Source organism: Nonomuraea sp. NPDC050663 (genome assembly GCF_044456985.1).
Classification (GTDB): Bacteria; Actinomycetota; Actinomycetes; order Streptosporangiales; family Streptosporangiaceae; genus Nonomuraea.
In genome coordinates this window covers 402,800-421,092 of the sequence record NZ_JBITGL010000005.1, presented here as the reverse complement: position 1 = coordinate 421,092, position 18,293 = coordinate 402,800, and the positions used below count along the sequence as shown (strand labels likewise).

Genomic DNA, 18,293 nt, shown 5'->3' with positions numbered 1-18,293 from the left:
TCACATTACTCCGTGTGCTGAGGATCGGCTGCTTCAAGGGCTGGGCCGGCTTCGCCCCCGTCGACGTGCTGGCCGCGGAGTGGTCCGTCCTGTCGATGGAACTGCTGGCCGCGTGTCTGGCGGCGCGGGTCAGGGTGCTCGTCGACGCCGCGGGCACGCCCCGGGCCAGGTGCGCCGAGACGGTCAAGCGCATCGGCGGTCGCGCCGCCTACGTCAGCGACGGCCCGGCCCGCCCCCGGCCGCTCGCCGAGGCGCTGACGCGCCGCGTGGACGTCGTCGTCACCGGCCCGGTCGAGGAGGCGGCGCCGGCCGCGGCGGGCATCTGGCACTACGGCTGGCGGCCCGGCCGGCTCCAGGAGCTGGCGGGCGCGGCCGCCGCCGGGCTCGTGCTCGCGGAGAGCACGGCCCCGCTGGTGGTGGAACTGCTCAGGGACGGCACGTCCACGATCAGCAAGCCGGACGACGCCCCGGGTGAGGTGCGTGCCGAGGAGGTGCGAGCATGTCTGACCGGCACGTTTACCACGCCCGGCATCGTGGTCGATCTGGCGGCGGTCAGGGTGAGCCAGACGGGGCAGGACCGGGTCAGGCTGGACCCCCCGGCGGGGCGCCGCCCTCCTCCGCGGGAGGAGAGACAGATGCTGATCATCGACGGGGCGGCCTACGAGGTCAGGGTCTGAGACGCTGGCAGGCCCTGCTCGGCGCCCTGCTCACCCAGATCGCCTTCATCCTCCTGCTGCGCCACAGCACGCTGCCGGCCTGGGCCGACGCGGCGATCGTGGTCACGCTCGCGCTGCTGTTCGCCCGCTTCGCCCTCACCCTGCTGCGCCGGGCCTTCCCGCTCGACGCTCTCTCGCGCGGCGACAACGACGTCATCAACGGCACCTTCGCCATCGTCGGCTCCGTCTACGCCATCCTGGTCGGCTCGGCGATCATGGTGGTGTGGCAGGGCTACACCCAGACCCAGGCCACGATCGTCAAGGAGAGCAACGCCGTCGTCATGCTCGGGCGCATGTCGCGCGGCTTCTCCGCGCCGATCCAGCGGCAGGTCCAGGGGGCGGCCCGCACCTACCTGCGGCTCGTCGTCCAGGAGGAGTGGCCCCTCATGGCCTTCGGCCGCTCCAGCGAGCGCGCCGACGCCACGCTCGTGGAGATCTGGAGCGCCTACACCGACATGGAGGACCGCGAGCGTGCCAGCCCGCTCTACAGCCACTCGCTGACCAAGCTGAACGAGCTCACCGACAGCCGCCGCCAGCGCATGCTCGCCGCCGGTGACCGGGTGCCCGGCCTGGTGTGGGTGATGTTGTACATCGGCGCCGCGGCCAAGCTCGCGACCGGCAGCCTGTTCGTGGTCCGCAGCCGGGGACTGCACCTGCTGCTGATCGGCGTGCTCGCCGGGGTGCTGATGCTCTCGCTCTACATCGTGTCCGCGCTCGACGGGCCCTTCGACCGCAACCTGCCGGTCTCGCCCGAGCCGTTCATCAGGGCGTGGACCGGCATGCCCCCGCTGGAGGTGTGATGCGCGCCGTCCTGGCGGTCGTCCTCGTCCTGGCCTCCGGATGCTCGCAGGCCGAGGTCCTGCGCCGCGATCCCGTCAAGGTCGGCATCTTGCACCCGCTGTCCGGCATCCTGTCCGTCCCGGAGCGCCCCGCGCACGACGGCGCGCTGCTGGCCATCGAGGAGCTCAACGCCGCCGGCGGCCTGCGCGGGCGCCAGATCAGGCCCGTCGTCCTGGACGCGGCCTCCGAGCCCGTGGCCCAGGCCACCCGCCTGCTCGCCGCGGAACGGGTCAGCGTCGTCTTCGGCGGCCACGCCTCCCCCGTCCGCAGGCAGCTGACCCCGCTCTTCGAGAAGCATCGCGGCCTGCTCGTCCACCCGGCCGCCTACGAGGGCATCGAGAACTCCCCGAACGTCGTGCACGTCGGGGCGACGCCCAACCAGCTCGTCCAGCCCGCCATGCGCTGGCTCAGGCAGCACCTCGGCCGCACCGTCTACCTCATCGGCTCCGACGACCTGGCCTCGCGCGCCGTCAACGCCATCGCCCGCGACCAGCTCACGCAACTGGGCGGGCGGGTCCTCGGCGAGGCCTACCTGGGCGCCGACGCGTCGGCCCTGCCGGTGCTGGTGCGCGAGATCATGACGTCACGTCCGCAGGCTCTCGTGTGCAGCATCGCCGGGCCGGTCGTGGTGTCGTTCCTCCACGAGCTCACCCGGTTCGGCCAGACCCCGCGACGCCTGCCGACACTCTGGCTCCCGCCCGCCGACCCCGACGCCGCCCCGCCCGGCGCCTACGTCGCCCGCTCCTACTTCCGGGAACTGCCGGGCACGGCCAACCTCTCCTTCGTGCACCGCTTCCGCCGCCGCTTCGGGCCGCAGGCCGCGATCACCGACGCCGCGCAGGCCGCCTACGCGGGAGTGCACCTGTGGGCCCAGGCGGTGCTGCGCACGGGCTCGGCCGAGCCGTCCGTGGTCTCCGCGGCCCTGCGCGGCCAGGGCGTGCAGGCGCCGGAGGGCATGGTGTGGGTGGACGAGGAGAACCTGCACACCTGGCGCACCGCCCGGGTGGGCCGGGTGCGCGCGGACGCGGGGGTGGAGGTGGTGTGGACCTCCGAGGCCACGCTGAGACCCGTGCCCTACCCGGTGTTCAGGCCGCATCGCGCCTGGACCGACCTGGTGTCGGCCCTGGCGCGACCGTGAACCGCGGTGCGTGGGCTCAGGCCCAGAGCTGGCCTTCGAGGCGGTCCTCCGCCTCGTCGAGCGTGCCCTCGTAGGCGCCGGTCGACAGGTACTTCCACCCGCCGTCGGCCACCACGAACACGATGTCGGCCCGTTCCCCCGCCTTGACGGCCTTGGCCGCCATGCCGAGGGCGGCGTGCAGCGCGGCGCCCGTGGAGATCCCGGCGAAGATGCCCTCCGCGGCCAGCAGTTCGCGGGTACGGCGAAGCGCGTCGCCCGAGCCCACGGAGAAGCGGGTCGTCAGCACGGACTCGTCGTACAGCTCGGGGATGAAGCCCTCGTCGACGTTGCGCAGGCCGTACACCAGCTCGCCGTAGCGCGGCTCGGCGGCGACGATCTGCACCCCCGGCACCTGCTCGCGCAGGAACCGCCCGACGCCCATGAGGGTGCCGGTGGTGCCGAGCCCGGCCACGAAGTGGGTGATCGCGGGCAGGTCGGCCAGGATCTCAGGGCCGGTGGTCTCGTAGTGGGAGCGCCAGTTGGCCGGGTTGCCGTACTGGTACAGCATCACCCACGAGGGGTTGTCGGCCGCGAGGCCCTTGGCGACGCGCACGGCCTCGTTGGAGCCGCCCGCGGCCGGAGAGGAGATGATCTCCGCGCCCCACATGCGCAGCAGTTGCCGCCGCTCCTCCGAGGTGTTCTCGGGCATGACGCAGATCAGCCGGTAGCCCTTGAGCTTGGCCGACATGGCCAGGGAGATGCCGGTGTTGCCGCTGGTGGGCTCCAGGATCGTGCAGCCGGGGGTGAGCAGGCCGTCCTTCTCCGCCTGCTCGATCATCCACAGCGCGGGCCTGTCCTTGATCGACCCGGTCGGGTTGCGGTCCTCCAGCTTGGCCCAGACACGCACGTCGTCGGAGGGCGAGAGGCGGGGCAGGCCGACGAGAGGAGTACGGCCGACCGAATCGATCAATGAGTCGAACCGCATGACTAGGCCATGCCTCCGGCGACCGCCGGAAGGACGGTCACGGTGTCGCCGTCGGAGACGGGCGTGCCGAGGCCGCCCAGGAAGCGCACGTCCTCGTCGTTGAGGTAGACGTTGACGAAGCGGCGCAGGGCGCCCTTGTCGACCAGGCGGTCCTTGATGCCGGGGTGGTTGCTCTCGAGGTTGGCGATGAGCTCGTCGAGCGTGGCGCCCTCGGCGGCGACGGCCTTGGCACCGTCGGTGTAGGTGCGGAGGATGGTCGGGATACGGACTTCCACAGCCATGATCAATCCTTGTGTCGTTGGTGATGGACCGGTCGCGAGCGCGGGCTCAGCGACAGTCGTAGACGACGACAGAAGGAGTGTGCGCGAAGAGGTAGCTCTGTACCACGGCGGCTGCGCTCCTCATGATGGTCAGTTTATCCGGACTTCTTCTTCGGTGATGACGCCGTCCACAATGCGGAAAGAACGCAGCTCCGCCCTGGTTTCATCCCGGGTGGACACCAGCACGTAGTGGGCGTCCGGCTCGCTCGCGTAGGAAACGTCGGTGCGCGAGGGGTAGGCCTCGGTGGCGGTGTGCGAGTGGTAGATGACCACCGGCTCCTCGTCGCGGTCGTCCATCTCCCGCCAGACCTTCAGCTGCTCCTTGGAGTCGAAGCGGTAGAAGGTGGGCGAGCGCTCGGCGTTCTCCATTTCGACGAAGCGCTCCGGCACGCCGTCGCGCCCGGCGATCACCCCGCACGCCTCGTCGGGGTGGTCCCGGCGGGCGTGCTCGATCATCTTGTCGACCAGCTCCTGCGAGATCTCCAGCATGTGCTGGAAATTACCACCCGGGCTACCAGAGGGCTCGGACGAGGGTGTCCTGCAAGTAGGTGAGCCAGTCGTACATCACGAACGCCGGATAGCGCGGATCGTCCTCCGACATGGTGGCGATCTCGTCGTGGACCTCCTCGGTGACCTCGAGCCGCGTGCCCAGCGTCAGCCGTACGTCGTTGAGCGCCCGCATCCACGCCTGCGCCTGCTCAGGGGTCAGCTCGGTGCGCCCGGCCTGGGCGGTGTCGAGCATGGTCTGGGCGTCGGCCCGCTTGGCCTCGCGCAAGGAGGTCTCGGTGTAGCGGCGGAACTCCGCCGCCTGCTCCTCGTCGCTGTAGGCGCTGGGGAACAGCCGCGCCAGCACCGGGTCGGAGGGCGCCTCGCTGGAGCCGATGCCCAGCGCGCGCTCCAGCGGGTCGTCGCTGACCTGGCCGGGCTCGACCATGCCGAGCACCATCGTGACGAGGGAGCGCAGGATCGACGCCTCGGCGGGCTCGAAGTGGGCGATCACCCCGCCGCCCTTGCGCGGCTTGAATCCTGAGCTCATGTCAGTGGACCGAGTCCTGCTGGAGTGTCGCCCACAGGCCGTAGGAGTGAAGAATCTGCACATCGCGTTCCATCTCTTCGCGCGTGCCGCTCGACACGACGGCCTTGCCCTTGTGGTGCACGTCCATCATCAGCTTCTCGGCCTTCTCCTTGGAGTAACCGAAGACGGTCTGGAAGACATAGGTCACATAAGACATGAGGTTCACCGGGTCGTTCCAGACGATGGTCACCCACGGCAGATCGGGCCGGACGTCCGATGACGGACGCTCGACGGCGATTGGAGCGGTGCTACCCACATCCCCGAGTCTGCCCTATCTGGGCCGTAGTCTCGACTCGTGACTATGACCATGAGCACTGCGTTGCTCACAGATCACTATGAGCTGACGATGTTGCAGGCCGCGTTGCGCAGCGGGGCCGCCCACCGGCGCGCGGTCTTCGAGGTCTTCGCCCGCCACCTGCCCGGAGGGCGGCGGTATGGGGTGGTTGCGGGCACCGGAAGAGTCCTGGACTCGCTGGAAAGTTTCCGATTCCGCCCGGACGAGCTGGAGTTCCTGGCCACGGCGGTGGATGCGCAGACTCTAGAGTTTCTCGCCGATTACCGATTTTCCGGGCATGTGTACGGCTACCGCGAAGGAGACGTGTACTTCCCCGCCTCCCCGATCATGGTCGTCGAGGGCACCTTCGCCGAAGCGGTCCTCCTGGAGACGCTGATCCTGTCGGTCCTCAACCACGACTGCGCCATCGCCTCGGCCGCCTCCCGCATGACCACGGCCGCCGCCGGCCGGCCGATCATCGAGATGGGCTCGCGCCGCACCCACGAGTGGGCCGCCGTCGCCGCCGCGCGGGCCGCCTACATCGCGGGCTTCTCCTCCACCTCCAACCTCATGGCCGGGCGCCTGTACGGCGTGCCCACGGCGGGCACGGCCGCGCACGCCTTCACCCTGCTCCACGACTCCGAGCCGGCCGCCTTCGAGGCGCAGGTCGCCACGCTCGGGGCCTCGACCACCCTGCTCGTCGACACCTACGACGTGCCGCAGGCCGTACGCACCGCGGTCGAGGTGGCGGGCACCAAGCTCGGCGCGGTCCGCATCGACTCGGGCGACCTGGCCGTGGCCGCCCAGGAGGTGCGCGCGCAGCTCGACTCGCTCGGCGCCTTCTCCACGCGCATCCTGGTCACCTCCGACCTGGACGAGTACGCCATCGCCGCACTCGCCGCCGCGCCCGTCGACGGCTACGGCGTGGGCACCTCCGTCGTGACCGGCTCCGGCGTGCCCACCGCGGCGCTCGTCTACAAGCTCGTCGCCCGCGAGACCGTCACCGGCAAGCTCGAGCCCGTCGCCAAACGCTCCGTCGGCAAGCCGTCGCGTGGCGGGCGCAAGGAGGCCTACCGCCTGCTCGACGGCGCCGGGCGCTACGAGACGGAGTACGTCACCACCTCGGGCACCGCCCCCGAGGGCGGGGTCCCGCTGCTGCACCAGCTCGTCCGCGACGGCGAGGTGATCGGAGCCGAGCCGCTGGAGGCCGCCCGCGCCCGGCACAGGGAGGCCGTCGCGCTGCTGCCGCAGGAGGCGTTGCACCTGGGACGCGGCTACGCGGCGATCCCGACGGAGTTCGCCTAGGGCGACACTCCGCCACAGCCCGGCTCGCCGGAACGACCCGGGCGGCGGCGTAAAGTCGGACTTGTGAGCACTGCGCTGATCATCGTCGATGTGCAGAACGACTTCTGCGAGGGCGGCAGCCTCCCGGTCTCCGGCGGCTCCGAGGTGGCCGCCGGGATCACCCGGCACGTCGCCGACCACCCCTACGACCACGTGGTGGCCACCCGCGACTACCACGTCGACCCCGGCACCCACTTCGCCCGGGAGCCCGACTACGTCACCACCTGGCCGCCGCACTGCGTGGTCGGGACGCCCGGCGCCGACTTCCACCCGGCCTTCGACGTGGCCGCCGTGGAGGAGGTGTTCAGCAAGGGCTCCCACGCCGCCGCCTACAGCGGCTTCGAGGGCGCCTCGGGCGACGGCCAGACCCTCGCCGAGTGGCTGGGCGAGCGTGGCGTGCACTCCGTCGACGTGGTCGGCATCGCCACCGACCACTGCGTGCGCGCCACCGCCCTCGACGCGGTCAAGCACGGCTTCGCCACCAGGGTGCTGCTCGGCCTGACCGCCGGCGTGGCCAAGGAGACGACCGACCACGCGCTGGCCGAACTGGACGAGGCGGGAGCCGTCCTCGAAGGGGCACCCATCCTCAGGTAAAGCACCCACATACACAGCGTTTCCGCGCTATGACGGTGAGTGACATTTTCGCTCCTGTGAGGTCTGCATGCTCACTACCGCTCTTGGCGCGGCCTGGCTCCTGCTCGCTCCCGTGGCCCTGTGGTTCCTCATCCGCGGCCGCGCCCTCGCCCGCGTCGCCGCGGTGCTCGGGCTCGGCCTGCTGGAGGCGGGCACCATCGTTCTCACCCCGTCCCGCCCCGCGCCGGTCGAGGTGGTCGCCTCGCCCGTCACGCCCGCCGTGCGGCCCGCGCCCGCGCCCGCCGTCTGCGCGGAACGCCGCCCGGTGCCCTCGCACGCCAGGATCGCCGGCTCCCACCTGACCCTCGCCTGGACGGCCGCCCCCGACGAGTGCGGCACCGCCCTCGTCATGCTCCGCCACAAGGGCAGGAAGCTGCGCGTCTGGGTCCACGAGGGCCCGCTCGACGGCCACCACACCGGCGTCAGGACCGCCCCCGTGCGCGTCACCGGCGGGCAGGCGACCGTACGGCTCGCCGTCGACGTGCCGCCGCGCACCCGCACCCTCGACGGCCGCACCGACGAGGTCATCCCTCACTGATCGCCCGCCCGGGAGCGGGTGAGCCCGGCCTGGCTGCGCCGCGGTTCGGTGGACGATCTTCACCCAGCGTGCACCCCCGCCCCCCATGGCCGCACAAAGACGCCCTTCCCTCACGCCTCCGTTCAGGTTACCGTTATACGTGTAAGAAGAATCTTTCAGGTGTAGGAGAGTTGTGACACCGACGGGCGGCGAGCTCCTCGCGATGTTGTCGGCGCTGGCCAACCCCCTGCGGCTGCGCATCGTCGCCCAGCTCGCCGGAGGACGCGACTACGTCAGCCACCTGGCCCGCGAGATCGGCATCAGCCGCCCGCTCCTCCACATGCACCTGCAACGGCTGGAGGCCGCCGGGCTGATCGTCGGCAGCCTGGAGCTGTCCGACGACGGCAAGGCCATGAAGTACTACGAAGTCGTGGACTTCGACCTCCACCTCACCGCCTCGGCGCTGGCCGAGGCCGTACGGACCCTTCCTCCCACGGACCTGGAGAAGACCTGATGGACCTCACGGCGGCCGAGCCGGCGACCTGGCCGGGCACGGTGCTCACGCTCGGCCTGCTCACCCTGGCGCTGGTGCTGCTCATCGCCATCGCCGCGACCGTCACCGAATTACGCAAGCTCAAGACGTCGGCCGCCACCCAGGACGACCTGCGCCAGCTGGTGCGCCGCTACGAACAGCTCGCCGAGCACCACCTCGACGCCCAGCAGCGCGTGGCCGCCGACCTCGCCGACCTGCGCACCCGCGCCGCCGCGATCGAGCAGATCCTCCGCACGGTGGAATGAGGCGACCTCCCATGAAGGCGATCACACAACGTTCGTACGGCCCCGCCGAGACGCTCACCCTCGACGACATCGACCCGCCCGTCGCCGGAGCCGGAGAGGTGCTGGTCAGGGTGCACGCCTCCTCCGTCAACCACGCCGACTGGGCCACCATGACCGGCGTGCCGTACCTGGGCCGCCTGGCCTTCGGCCTGCCCGGCCCCCGCGCCAAGGTCAGGGGCAGGGACCTCGCCGGAACCGTCGAGGCGGTCGGCGCCGGAGTGACCCGCTTCCGCCCCGGCGACGAGGTGTACGGCGAAGCGGAATCCGGCAGCTTCGCCGAACACGTCGCCGTCCCGGCCGGCAGACTCGCCCCCAAGCCCGCCCGGCTCACCTTCGAGCAGGCGGCAGCCGTACCCCTCGCCGGTTACACCGCCCTGCACTGCCTGCGCAAGGGCGGGATCACGGCCGGTCAGCACGTCCTCGTCAACGGCGCGTCCGGCGGCGTCGGCACCTTCGCCGTGCAGATCGCCAGAGCTCTCGGCGCGCACGTGACCGGCGTGTGCAGCACGCGCAACGCCGACCTGGTCACCTCGCTCGGCGCCGACCACGCCATCGACTACACCCGCGAGAACTACACGCGCGGATCGCGGCGCTACGACCTGATCCTCGACATCGCCGGCAACCACCCCCTGTCCGCCCAGCGCCGGGCTCTGACGCCCACCGGCACCCTCGTGCTCTCCAGCGCCACCGGCGGCCGCCTCCTCGGCCCCATGGGCCGCGTCATCGGCGCACTCGCCCGCGACCGGTTCGTCAGGCACACCCTGCTGTCACCCCTCGCCGTGGTCGACGCCCAAGGCCTGCACGACCTGTCGCAACTGCTCGAAGCCGGCCAGATGACCCCCTCCATCGAGCAGACCTACCCGCTGGACGAGACGCCCGACGCCATGCGCCACTTCGGCGTACGGCACGCCCGCGCGAAGATCGTCATCGCCGTGTCCCGGTGAAATGCGGCAAACACGCCTCCAGCCCTTCCACGTCCACCGCGACCGGGCTGGAGAACGCCGCCCGCTCCAACCTCAACCGCCTGGCCACCGCCCTGCTCCCGCGCACACTGTGCACCGACAGACCATCGGGCTCGTAGCCCAGCCTGCGGGAGACCGCCAGCGAGGCGGCGTTGTGCTCGAACGCCGACGAGATCGCCGACAACGCGCCCAGCCCGGCGAACGCCAGATGCAGGACCGCCGCCCGCATCTCAGTGCCCAACCCCCGCCCTTGGTAGCGCCGGCCCAGCCAGGAACCGGTGTGCACCTCGCGGGTGACGGCGAAGTCCGTCGCCGACAGGTCCTGCACGCCGATCGCCTCACCGTCGAGGACGACGGCGAAGTTGCAACACCACCGCTCGGGACGCCACCTGGCCATCTCGCCCAGTTGGGACAGGACGACGGTGCTGGGAAGGTCACGGGGCGCGGTGTCGGTCCAGGGAGGGATGAACGGCATCTCGGCCGGGTCGTGGATGCCCTCCAGGGCACGATCGGCCAGGTGATCCAGGTCGTCGTAGGTGGGGAGGCGGAGCAGGAGGCGCGGGGTGGTCAGGCGCAGGGAGAACAGGGGCCAGTGGCGGGGCATGGGGTAAAAGTCTTCTAGAGCGGCGGCACCTGGTAAACCCCATCCACCACGGGGCGGGCCACCTCCCAGGCCACCCGCCCGCGCCGCCACGTACACCCGCCACGAGGCCCCACTCACCGCGCCGGGTCGGCGAGACGAGGGACGGCGGGACTCGGCGCGTCCCGGACGGCGACCAGCCAACGCCAAGCGACGACGCCCAGCCACCAAGCCCGCCCCCAACGGCAACTGCCAGAGGCCCTCAGCCCGAGCAGGACCGGGGGCGGGCGGGTGGGCGGGCGGGGGGCGGGAAGGAGGGGGAACGGCTCAGCGAGACCGCTGGGTGGCCCAAGCCCTGATCTTGGCGATCCGCTCCTGGATCTGTTCAGCCGTGGCCTGCGCGATCGGCGGCCCTCCGCAGGCACGCCTCAGCTCCGAGTGGATGACCCCGTGCGGCTGCCCCGTGCGGTGGTTCCACGCTCCTACGAGGCCGTTCAGCTCCCGCCGCAGCTCCGCGATCTGCTCGTGCGGCGACAGTTCCACGGGTGCCGACACCGGCTTGGCGCGGCGGGCGGCCTGCTGGTCGGCCTGGCGCTTGCGTAGCAGCGTGGCCACCTGGTCGGGCTCCAGCAGCCCGGGAAGTCCGAGGAAGTCCTCCTCCTCGGCGGATCCCACTTCGGCTCCGGTGCCGAACTCGCCGCCGTCGAACAGCACCCGGTCGAACGTCGCATTCGTCTCCATCGTCTCGAACGGCAGCTCGTCGCCCAGGACGTCGGGGTTGTCCTGTCGGCGGTTGGCGTTCTCGAGCAGGGAGTCGTCGAGCCCGTCTTCCGGTTGGCGCTTGTTGAGGACGTGGTCGCGCTCGGCCTCCATCTCGTTGGCCAGCCCGAGGAGGTTGGGCACGCTCGGCAGGAACACCGAGGCGGTCTCGCCGCGTTTGCGCGCTCGCACGAAGCGGCCGATGGCCTGGGCGAAGAAGAGCGGGGTCTGGGTGGAGGTGGCGTAGACGCCGACGCACAGGCGCGGGATGTCGACGCCCTCGGAGACCATGCGGACGGCGACGATCCAGCGGTCCTGGGAGGCGGAGAAGCCCTTGATCTTCTTCGACGCGCCGGGGTCGTCGGACAGGACGATGGTGGCGCCCTCGCCGCTGATGTTGCGCAGGTGTTTGGCGTAGGCGCGGGCGGTCTCGTGGTCGGTGGCGATGACGAGGCCGCCGGCGTCGGGCACGCCTCGCCGTACCTCTGTCAGCCGCCGGTCGGCGGCCTGGAGCACCTGGCGGATCCAGTCGCCCTTGGGGTCGAGCGCGGCGCGCCAGGCCTGGGAGAGCTGGTCCTTGGTGAGGGGTGTGCCGAGGGTGGCGGCGATCTCGTCGCCGGCCCTGGTGCGCCACTTCATCTCGCCGGAGTAGGCCAGGAAGATGACGGGGCGCACGACGCCGTCGTTGAGGGCCGGGCCGTAGCCGTAGGAGTAGTCGGCGCGGCTGCGCTTGAAGCCCTCTTCGTCCTCCTCGTAGAGGACGAAGGGGATGGGCGAGTCGTCGGAGCGGAACGGGGTGCCGGTCAGCTGCAGGCGGCGGGTGGCGGGCTCGAAGGCCTCGCGGATGCCGTCGCCCCAGGACTTGGCGTCTCCCGCGTGGTGGACCTCGTCGAAGATGATCAGCGTCTTGCGCGCCTCGGTGCGGGCGCGGTGGAGCGCCGGGTGCATCGCGACCTGGGCGTAGGTGACCGCGACGCCGATGTAGTCGCGGGAGGTGGCGCCCTGGCTGTTCTTGAACTCGGGGTCGATGCTGATGCCGACCTTGCTCGCGGCGTCGGCCCACTGGCGCTTGAGGTGCTCGGTGGGGGTGACGATGGTGATCGCGCGGATGACGCCCATGTCGAGCAGCTCGCTGGCGATGCGCAGGGCGTAGGTGGTCTTGCCCGCGCCCGGGGTCGCGACGGTGAGGAAGTCGCGTGGCTGGACGCGGGAGTAGAGATCGAAGGCTTCCTGCTGCCAGGCGCGCAGCTTGGGGGCGGTGCCCCAGGCGGCCCGGTCGGGGTAGGAGGGCGAGAGGTGGGATGCCGCGAACGTGCTCACGCGGCCTCCTCGCGAAGCTGTGGGTGCCCCTGGGATCGGATGGGCACCGTCATCACCTCTGGGTCTTGTGGGCTCAGCTCTCTCACAGTGACCCAAGGGTAATCGGCGGCACCGACAAGACGTGCCGTGCACGACCAATCCTGGCCAAGATCTCCCCCGCGTGATATGAGCGTTATTTGACGGTGTTCATGAGGCTGTCGAGGGCCTGTCTGGCTGTGGGTTCGTCCGGCTGGAGCAGACCGACGAGCAGGATCTGGGCGGCGCCGCGGGTGACAAGAGTCACACGGAGGTAGGCGGGGCGGTTGACCACGTCGTCGTACTCGGCGCGGATCGAGCGGCTGGTGGGCGTGTCAGCGACGACGGCCATGCGGTCGCCCTGGAGGAGCAGGCCGGCGTAGTCGTCGGCCAGGGTCTTCACGTCGGCGCCGGTGACTTTTCTGATCATGAGCAGCGCTCCGCCGTCGTCGCGCGCAGCGGAGGTGAAGCCGGTCACCGGGGGTACGGCGGCCTCGCGCCAGCCGGGCGGGAGCTGGAGGGTCAGGCCCGCTTCCGGGTCGGCCAGGACGGTGTCGGGGGCGCTGGGGGCGGGCAGGCGCAGCAGGACGGTGGCCAGACCGGCGACGAGGCCGCCCGCGAGGGTCAGCGCCAGCAGCGCGCCGAGGCGGCGGCCCCACCGGCGCCGCCGGGCGGTGGGGGCGCGGTATTGCCTGGTGGGAGCGGTGGGGGTGCCGTGGATGCGGGCCGAGGGGGGTAGGGATTCCTCCCAGGGGAGGTGACGCTCCTCGAAAGCACCGGTGCCCTGCGAAGGGCGGTCCCAGTCGTCGTACGCCCCTCGGCCCCCCGTACGGTCCCAGTCCGTGTCGTATCCCGCCCCCCGGCCCCCCGTACGGTCCCAGTCCGCGTCCGGATCCCGCCCGTGTTCCGACGGCCGGTCGACGTCGCGAGAGGCCGTACGGCGAAGGCGCGGGTTCCACGGTGGATCGTCGCCGCCTTCCGCGGGCCAGACGCGATGATCGTCCTCCATGACACCTCCCTGTCCCGAGGTTTACCACTCGGAACGGCGCCGGTCAGGGAATCCGTGATCGCTGGGGCGACGGGGGCAAATGAGTCAGTCTTTGACCCGTCCGGCCACGCTGACGCCGACGACTCCGACGACTGCCATGAGCCCGACCACGACGACGAACCCGGTGGCGAGCTGGTCCGGCTGGTGCCCGATGACGTTGACGATGGCTCCCGCGATCCCGGTGGCCAGGGCGGAGCCGAGCATGTCGGTGACGGACAGGGCGGCGGAGTTGGCGCCCTGCTCGTTGGCGGGTGACTGCTTCATGGCGGTGACGCTGACGGTGGCCATGCCGAGGCCCATGCCGAATCCGGCGATGATCCACGCGGGCACCATGATCCACCCGGTCACGGCGGGGATCATGGCGGCGGTGGTGACGAGTGAGCCGAGGGTCACGAAGGCGGCGCCGCGCCGGATGCGGGTGTGGGCCGGGACGACCTTGCGGCTCTGCAGGTAGGAGCCGAGTGACCAGCCGAGCGCGCCGAAGGTGAGCGCCATGCCCGCCTGGACGGTGCTGAAGCGCTTGACCTCCTCGAGCACCAGCGGGATGTAGGTGTTGACGCCGAAGAACGCCGCCGACAGCAACCCGCGCATCATGATCGTGGTGGGTAGGCCGCGGCCGAAGCGCATCGCGCCGGGCGGCAGGAGTCTGGGCAGTCCGAGTACCAGCGCGACCAGGCCGACGGCGGCCATGATGATTCCGGCGACGGGTGAGGTCTGCAGGCCGGTGAGCCCGGCCAGGAGGAGGGCGGCGCCTCCGGCGGTCGCGGTGGCGGCGAGTGACATGGGCAGCGGCCTGGAGCGCGGCCCGGTGGACGGCTCGCCTGCCGTACCTGCGGTCTGGCGCAGGGCGGGCAGCAGCATGACGAGCGCGGGCACGACGAGCGGGATGATGCCGTAGAAGACCCAGCGCCAGCTGAAGGCCTCGGTGACGAATCCGGCGACGGCGGGGCCGACCATGGCGGGCACGACCCAGGCGGCCGACAGCGCCGCGAAGACCTTGGGCCGGGTGTCGGGCGGGTAGACGCGGGCGACCATCACGTAGATGGCCACGATCGTGGCTCCGGCTCCGAGGCCCTGGACGGCGCGGGCTCCGACGAAGACCATCGCGTGACCCGCCGCACCGGCCAGCGCCATGCCCGCGACGAACAGCCCGACGCCCACCAGGAACGGCACGGTGTGGCCGCGCCGGTCCGACCAGAGTCCGGCCACCACGTTGGCGAAGAGGCTGGCGATCAGGAAGGCGGAGAAGCTGATGCCGTACAGGTTGAGCGCGTTGAGCTCGGCGGAGACCTTGGGCATGGCGACGCCGACCGACATGCCCTCGAAGGCGATGAGGGTGACGACCAGCAGGATGCCCAGCGTGGCGGTGCGGTACTGGGGACCGAAGATGCGGGGAGGTACGTATGGAGCGTCAAGAGTCTTCGGTGCTGTCACCCATCTAGGGTAGGCGATCCGACATTTCCGGTGATGACCGGTATGCGGCCCACATTTCGTGCATTCGCGATCCCTGGCCCGCGGTGAACTCCTGCATGCACCGGTCGTGGGCGTAGTCCATGAAGTTGTGGATGGGATCGCTGCCGGGCGCCCTGCAGGTGTCCTTCGCCGGTGGGCAGCCCTCCGTCGGCGACCCTTCGTACGGGGTGTCGTCGACCCCGTCGCCGGGCGCCGCGCAGCCGTTCTCGAAGGTGTGGAAGAGCCCCAGCCAGTGCCCGATCTCGTGCACGCCGGTGTAGCCGAGGTTGAAGTTGCGCAGCGAGCCGCCCGGCAGGCTGCGCCAGTCGATGACCACGCCGTCGTTGACCGGCGCGCCCTTGTACCAGTGGGGATAGGTGGAGTACCCCAGCACCAGCTCGCTCAGCTGGGCGATGTAGAGGTTGAGCGTCTCGGGCCCGCCCTTGCGCAGTTCGCCCTTCATCGCGCGCTCGTGCAGCAGCGGGTCGACGAACCAGTCGGCCTGCTGCTTGACCGCGATGCCCTTCAGCTCGAAGCGCACCCCGGTGTCGGGCCCGCCGTACTGGCCGCTGTAGGCGGCGTTGAGCGTGGCGACCTGATCCTTGATCGCGGTGTCCGGCGGCCGCCGGCGGCCGTCGGTGAGCACGTGGACCCACAACGGCACGGTCAGCTTGGCGGCCGGTGCGGGCGCGCCTTCCATCCGCTCGGCCAGGTCGGCGAGAGCGTCGGTGACCTGGCCGGGCGTGGGTGCGTACGGCTCGGGCAGCCGCGAGGTGCGGGCCGCCACGCGACAGCCGGATCCGGGCTCGGCCTGGACGGCCACGGCGGGCCAGGAAGCAAGCAGGCACACCAAAGTGACGGCGGTCGCGCGCCGAGCCATGCGGATCCCCCGTTACGGCATGAGCAAGTAGGTACTGTGACCGTAGCTCCACCGAACGTGATCAGCCGTGAGCAACACTCACTCGTTGTCGGGCTCTCCGTCGGGCAACCCCTCGTAAATCTCCTTGCACTCCGGACAAACCGGGAACTTCTTCGGATCCCGGCTGGGCACCCACACCTTGCCGCACAGGGCGCGGATGGGCGTGCCGGTCACCATGGCCTCGGTGATCTTGTTGCGGTCGGCATAGTGGGCGAACCGCTCGTGGTCCCCGTCGCCGTGCGAGGTCTGCGGCGTGGTTTTCTGCTCGGGGAGGATCTGCGTACTCACCTTGACGAGTTTATGCCCGCTCGGGCCAAGGCCGGGATCCAGCCCAGGGCGAGTCCCCACAACAATCCCGCGAGCACCGCGCCCGCCAGCTGTCCGGCATACGCGCCCAGCGACGAATGCAGCGCCGCCGACATCGCCACGGCACGCAGCAGGTTGGCCGCGACGGCCGCCACGACGAAGACGCCCCAGGTGCCCCAGAAGCCGCGCCTGGCCCGCCACACCAGCACGACCAGCACCGCCGCTGCCACCAGGTCGGCGAGGAAGAGCCCCCACGGCGTCTCCCCCAGCGGCACGATCCGCAGCCCCGGCAGGCCGTACGGCGCGCCGACGGCCGACAGCACGGTCAGGTAGCCCACCCGCGTGGCCAGGACGGCGCCGAAGAGGCCGAACGCCAGGACGATCACCGCGGTAACGATCCCGGCGAGGCTATTGCGAACAATGCTCATGTTCGGCAGGCTAGCGGCCACCCGAATCGGAGGCAATGGTCGATGAAGCGCACCGGTCTGGCCGTCATGGCGGTCATCCTCATCGCGGGCGGCGTGGCGGCGGCCACCCGGTCCGTCCCCGAGCCGATGGCCCGCTTCATCACCGACGACCGGGGCCGCGCGCTGATGCTGCACGGTTTCAACACCGCCAGCAGCGCCAAGGGCACCCCCGACGGCCTGCCGAAGCTGACCGAGGCCGACGTCGAGCGCGAATACGCCGACATGGGCACCAACTTCGTCCGCTTCCTCCTGCAGTGGCGCGCGGTCGAGCCCCAGCCCGGCGTCTACGACATGAAGTACCTGGACCAGGTGGCCGAGCGGGTCGCCTGGTACGGCAAGCGCGGCTACCACGTGCTGCTCGACATGCACCAGGACCTGTGGGGCAACTCGATCACCCCCGGCGGCGAGGCGGGCAACGGCGCGCCGCGATGGGCCACCCACATGGACGGCCTGCCCGTCGCCACCGGCCACTGGACCTGGGAGATGTACTACCTGGAGCCGGGCGTCATCCGCGCCTTCGACCACTTCTGGAACACCACGGGCGAGCACCCGGAACTCATGGACCGCTACGCCGGAGCCTGGAAGGCGGTCGCCGCCCGCTTCAAGGACGACCCGGCGGTCATCGGCTACGACCTGATGAACGAGCCCTGGGGCGGCTCGCTCCAGGGCGCCGCGTTCGAGAGCGGCCCGCTGGCCGAACTCTACCGCCGGAGCATCAAGCAGATCCGCACCGTCGACCCCGCCAACTGGATCTTCGTCGAACCCCAGGCCGTCGGCGTCAACTGGGGCCTGCCCACCGCGCTGCCGTCCTTCGACGACGACCGCGTCGTGCTCGCCCCGCACCTGTACCCCCTCCCCCTCGACCTGGGCGACGGCTACGAGGGCGGCTCGCGCGAGTGGACCGACCGCACCGTCGGCTGGTGGAAGGAGAACATGCTCCGTACGGCGGAGCGGCTCCAGGCCCCGATCGTGCTGGGCGAGTTCGGGCTCGACATGACCAAGCCGGGCTCCTCCGAGATGGTGGAGTCCGTGCTCGACCTCAGCGACGAGCTCGGCATGGGCCGCGCCTACTGGTCACGCGACGACGGCTCGTGGGGACCGTACACCGGCGGCAGGCCGGGCCCGCTGGTCAAGGTCATGGATCGTGCCTACCCGCGGGCGATCGGCGGCAGGCCCACCCGGATCAGCGCCGAGCCGGGCAGGCTGACCGTGGAGTTCGAGGCCAACGGCAGCGGTCCGACCGAGATCTACCTGCCGGCCGACGAGTTCCCCGAGGGCGGCACCGCCTCCACGGGCACCGCGTCGTGGGATGCGGCCCGCCGGATCCTCACCGTCCAGACACCCGCCTCCGGGCGCGTGCAGCTCGTCGTCACCCCTGGTCGGACGTGAGGGCGCCGTAGTAGACCCAGGCCCCTTCGTGGCGGGTGAAGCGGCTGATCTCGTGCATCTCGCCCTCGGCGCCGCGCTGGTGGAAGCGGGCGCGGAACTCGACGGTGCCCTCGGTATGGAAGGGCGAGCCGCCTTCCGCGCGCTCAATGGTCAGGCCGGTCCACTCCAGGCCGCGCTCGAAGTCGATGCGCTCGGGGCGGGTCGACGGGTGCCAGGTCTCGCGCAGGTAGGCGGCCAGGCGCTTGGCGTAGGCGCTGTAGCGCGAGCGCATGAGCTGCTCCGCCGTACCGGCCTTGACCTGGCCGTCGTGCAGCCTGCCGCAGCAGTCGCGGTAGGCGGCGGGCAACCCGCAGGGGCAGTTCTTCATGCCTGTAATTGTGTACGGCTCCCGCCAGGGATCTGGCGGGAGCCGTACGAG

23 protein-coding genes are annotated in these 18,293 nt (G+C 71.0%); 10 read left to right on the top strand and 13 right to left on the bottom strand.

Features of this window, described 5'->3' with window-relative positions; genetic code table 11:
• Nucleotides 1-14 precede the first annotated feature (14 nt).
• The 3 genes from ACIBH1_RS18985 (at nt 15) to ACIBH1_RS18975 (ending at nt 2,694) form a co-directional block, all read left to right on the top strand.
• On the top strand, nt 15-677 hold the full coding sequence (locus tag ACIBH1_RS18985) for an acyclic terpene utilization AtuA family protein (RefSeq protein ID WP_397315092.1): 663 nt from the start codon (nt 15-17) through the stop codon (nt 675-677).
• A 98-nt stretch (nt 678-775) separates the two neighbouring features.
• Entirely contained in the window at nt 776-1,516 is a 741-nt protein-coding gene (locus tag ACIBH1_RS18980) for a hypothetical protein (RefSeq protein ID WP_397315091.1), read from the top strand.
• Entirely contained in the window at nt 1,516-2,694 is a 1,179-nt protein-coding gene (locus tag ACIBH1_RS18975) for a transporter substrate-binding protein (protein ID WP_397315090.1), read from the top strand. The genes ACIBH1_RS18980 and ACIBH1_RS18975 overlap by 1 nt, the downstream gene beginning before the upstream one ends.
• Before the next feature lie 16 nt (nt 2,695-2,710).
• Here ACIBH1_RS18975 and ACIBH1_RS18970 read toward each other — a convergent pair whose 3' ends face one another.
• The 5 genes from ACIBH1_RS18970 to clpS form a co-directional block, all read right to left on the bottom strand.
• The gene (locus ACIBH1_RS18970; protein ID WP_397315089.1) at nt 2,711-3,658 is read right to left on the bottom strand and encodes a PLP-dependent cysteine synthase family protein; all 948 of its coding nucleotides are present in this window, start codon (nt 3,656-3,658) and stop codon (nt 2,711-2,713) included.
• 2 nt (nt 3,659-3,660) lie between these two features.
• On the bottom strand, nt 3,661-3,939 hold the full coding sequence (locus ACIBH1_RS18965) for a MoaD/ThiS family protein (RefSeq protein WP_397315088.1): 279 nt from the start codon (nt 3,937-3,939) through the stop codon (nt 3,661-3,663).
• A gap of 129 nt (nt 3,940-4,068) precedes the next feature.
• Nucleotides 4,069-4,467, bottom strand: a complete 399-nt coding sequence (locus tag ACIBH1_RS18960) for a Mov34/MPN/PAD-1 family protein (protein WP_397315087.1) — start codon at nt 4,465-4,467, stop codon at nt 4,069-4,071.
• Nucleotides 4,468-4,489: 22 nt separating this feature from the next.
• Nucleotides 4,490-5,014 (bottom strand): DUF2017 domain-containing protein, encoded by a 525-nt coding sequence (locus tag ACIBH1_RS18955; RefSeq protein WP_397315086.1) that lies wholly within the window; start codon nt 5,012-5,014, stop codon nt 4,490-4,492.
• Nucleotide 5,015: 1 nt separating this feature from the next.
• On the bottom strand, nt 5,016-5,309 hold the full coding sequence (gene clpS, locus ACIBH1_RS18950) for an ATP-dependent Clp protease adapter ClpS (RefSeq protein WP_181611844.1): 294 nt from the start codon (nt 5,307-5,309) through the stop codon (nt 5,016-5,018).
• 45 nt (nt 5,310-5,354) lie between these two features.
• Between clpS and ACIBH1_RS18945 the strand changes: the two genes are divergently transcribed.
• From ACIBH1_RS18945 to ACIBH1_RS18920, 6 genes are all read left to right on the top strand, one after another.
• The gene (locus ACIBH1_RS18945; protein WP_397315085.1) at nt 5,355-6,632 is read left to right on the top strand and encodes a nicotinate phosphoribosyltransferase; all 1,278 of its coding nucleotides are present in this window, start codon (nt 5,355-5,357) and stop codon (nt 6,630-6,632) included.
• A gap of 63 nt (nt 6,633-6,695) precedes the next feature.
• Entirely contained in the window at nt 6,696-7,265 is a 570-nt protein-coding gene (locus ACIBH1_RS18940) for a nicotinamidase (protein WP_397315084.1), read from the top strand.
• A gap of 67 nt (nt 7,266-7,332) precedes the next feature.
• Complete coding sequence (locus ACIBH1_RS18935) at nt 7,333-7,842, top strand: hypothetical protein (RefSeq protein ID WP_397315083.1); 510 nt, start codon at nt 7,333-7,335, stop codon at nt 7,840-7,842.
• 172 nt (nt 7,843-8,014) lie between these two features.
• Complete coding sequence (locus ACIBH1_RS18930) at nt 8,015-8,335, top strand: ArsR/SmtB family transcription factor (protein ID WP_397315081.1); 321 nt, start codon at nt 8,015-8,017, stop codon at nt 8,333-8,335.
• Nucleotides 8,335-8,619 carry a hypothetical protein gene (locus ACIBH1_RS18925; RefSeq protein WP_397315079.1) on the top strand — a complete coding sequence of 95 codons (285 nt, stop codon included), beginning with the start codon at nt 8,335-8,337 and terminating at the stop codon, nt 8,617-8,619. Before ACIBH1_RS18930 ends, ACIBH1_RS18925 begins: the two co-directional genes overlap by 1 nt.
• A gap of 11 nt (nt 8,620-8,630) precedes the next feature.
• Entirely contained in the window at nt 8,631-9,602 is a 972-nt protein-coding gene (locus ACIBH1_RS18920; RefSeq protein ID WP_397315078.1) for an NAD(P)-dependent alcohol dehydrogenase, read from the top strand.
• Here ACIBH1_RS18920 and ACIBH1_RS18915 read toward each other — a convergent pair.
• The 7 genes from ACIBH1_RS18915 to ACIBH1_RS18885 all read right to left on the bottom strand — a co-directional run bounded on the left by ACIBH1_RS18915 (nt 9,583) and on the right by ACIBH1_RS18885 (nt 16,447).
• Nucleotides 9,583-10,224 carry a GNAT family N-acetyltransferase gene (locus ACIBH1_RS18915; protein WP_397315076.1) on the bottom strand — a complete coding sequence of 214 codons (642 nt, stop codon included), beginning with the start codon at nt 10,222-10,224 and terminating at the stop codon, nt 9,583-9,585. The two genes, ACIBH1_RS18920 and ACIBH1_RS18915, sit on opposite strands and share 20 nt — an antisense overlap.
• A gap of 303 nt (nt 10,225-10,527) precedes the next feature.
• A complete protein-coding gene (locus ACIBH1_RS18910; RefSeq protein WP_397315075.1) occupies nt 10,528-12,279 on the bottom strand; it encodes a DEAD/DEAH box helicase in 1,752 nt (583 codons plus the stop codon).
• A gap of 172 nt (nt 12,280-12,451) precedes the next feature.
• Nucleotides 12,452-13,303, bottom strand: a complete 852-nt coding sequence (locus tag ACIBH1_RS18905; protein ID WP_397315074.1) for a hypothetical protein — start codon at nt 13,301-13,303, stop codon at nt 12,452-12,454.
• 84 nt (nt 13,304-13,387) lie between these two features.
• Complete coding sequence (locus ACIBH1_RS18900; protein ID WP_397315073.1) at nt 13,388-14,776, bottom strand: MFS transporter; 1,389 nt, start codon at nt 14,774-14,776, stop codon at nt 13,388-13,390.
• Nucleotides 14,777-14,780: 4 nt separating this feature from the next.
• Nucleotides 14,781-15,674 carry a zinc metalloprotease gene (locus tag ACIBH1_RS18895; protein WP_397315071.1) on the bottom strand — a complete coding sequence of 298 codons (894 nt, stop codon included), beginning with the start codon at nt 15,672-15,674 and terminating at the stop codon, nt 14,781-14,783.
• 78 nt (nt 15,675-15,752) lie between these two features.
• A complete protein-coding gene (locus tag ACIBH1_RS18890) occupies nt 15,753-16,001 on the bottom strand; it encodes a DUF3039 domain-containing protein (protein ID WP_397315070.1) in 249 nt (82 codons plus the stop codon).
• Nucleotides 15,998-16,447 (bottom strand): hypothetical protein, encoded by a 450-nt coding sequence (locus ACIBH1_RS18885; RefSeq protein ID WP_397315069.1) that lies wholly within the window; start codon nt 16,445-16,447, stop codon nt 15,998-16,000. The genes ACIBH1_RS18890 and ACIBH1_RS18885 overlap by 4 nt, the downstream gene beginning before the upstream one ends.
• 42 nt (nt 16,448-16,489) lie before the next feature.
• Between ACIBH1_RS18885 and ACIBH1_RS18880 the strand changes: the two genes are divergently transcribed.
• A complete protein-coding gene (locus ACIBH1_RS18880; RefSeq protein ID WP_397315068.1) occupies nt 16,490-17,875 on the top strand; it encodes a cellulase family glycosylhydrolase in 1,386 nt (461 codons plus the stop codon).
• On the opposite strand, the gene ACIBH1_RS18875 is transcribed toward ACIBH1_RS18880, so the two are convergent.
• A complete protein-coding gene (locus tag ACIBH1_RS18875) occupies nt 17,856-18,242 on the bottom strand; it encodes a YchJ family protein (RefSeq protein WP_397315066.1) in 387 nt (128 codons plus the stop codon). The two genes, ACIBH1_RS18880 and ACIBH1_RS18875, sit on opposite strands and share 20 nt — an antisense overlap.
• Nucleotides 18,243-18,293 lie beyond the last annotated feature (51 nt).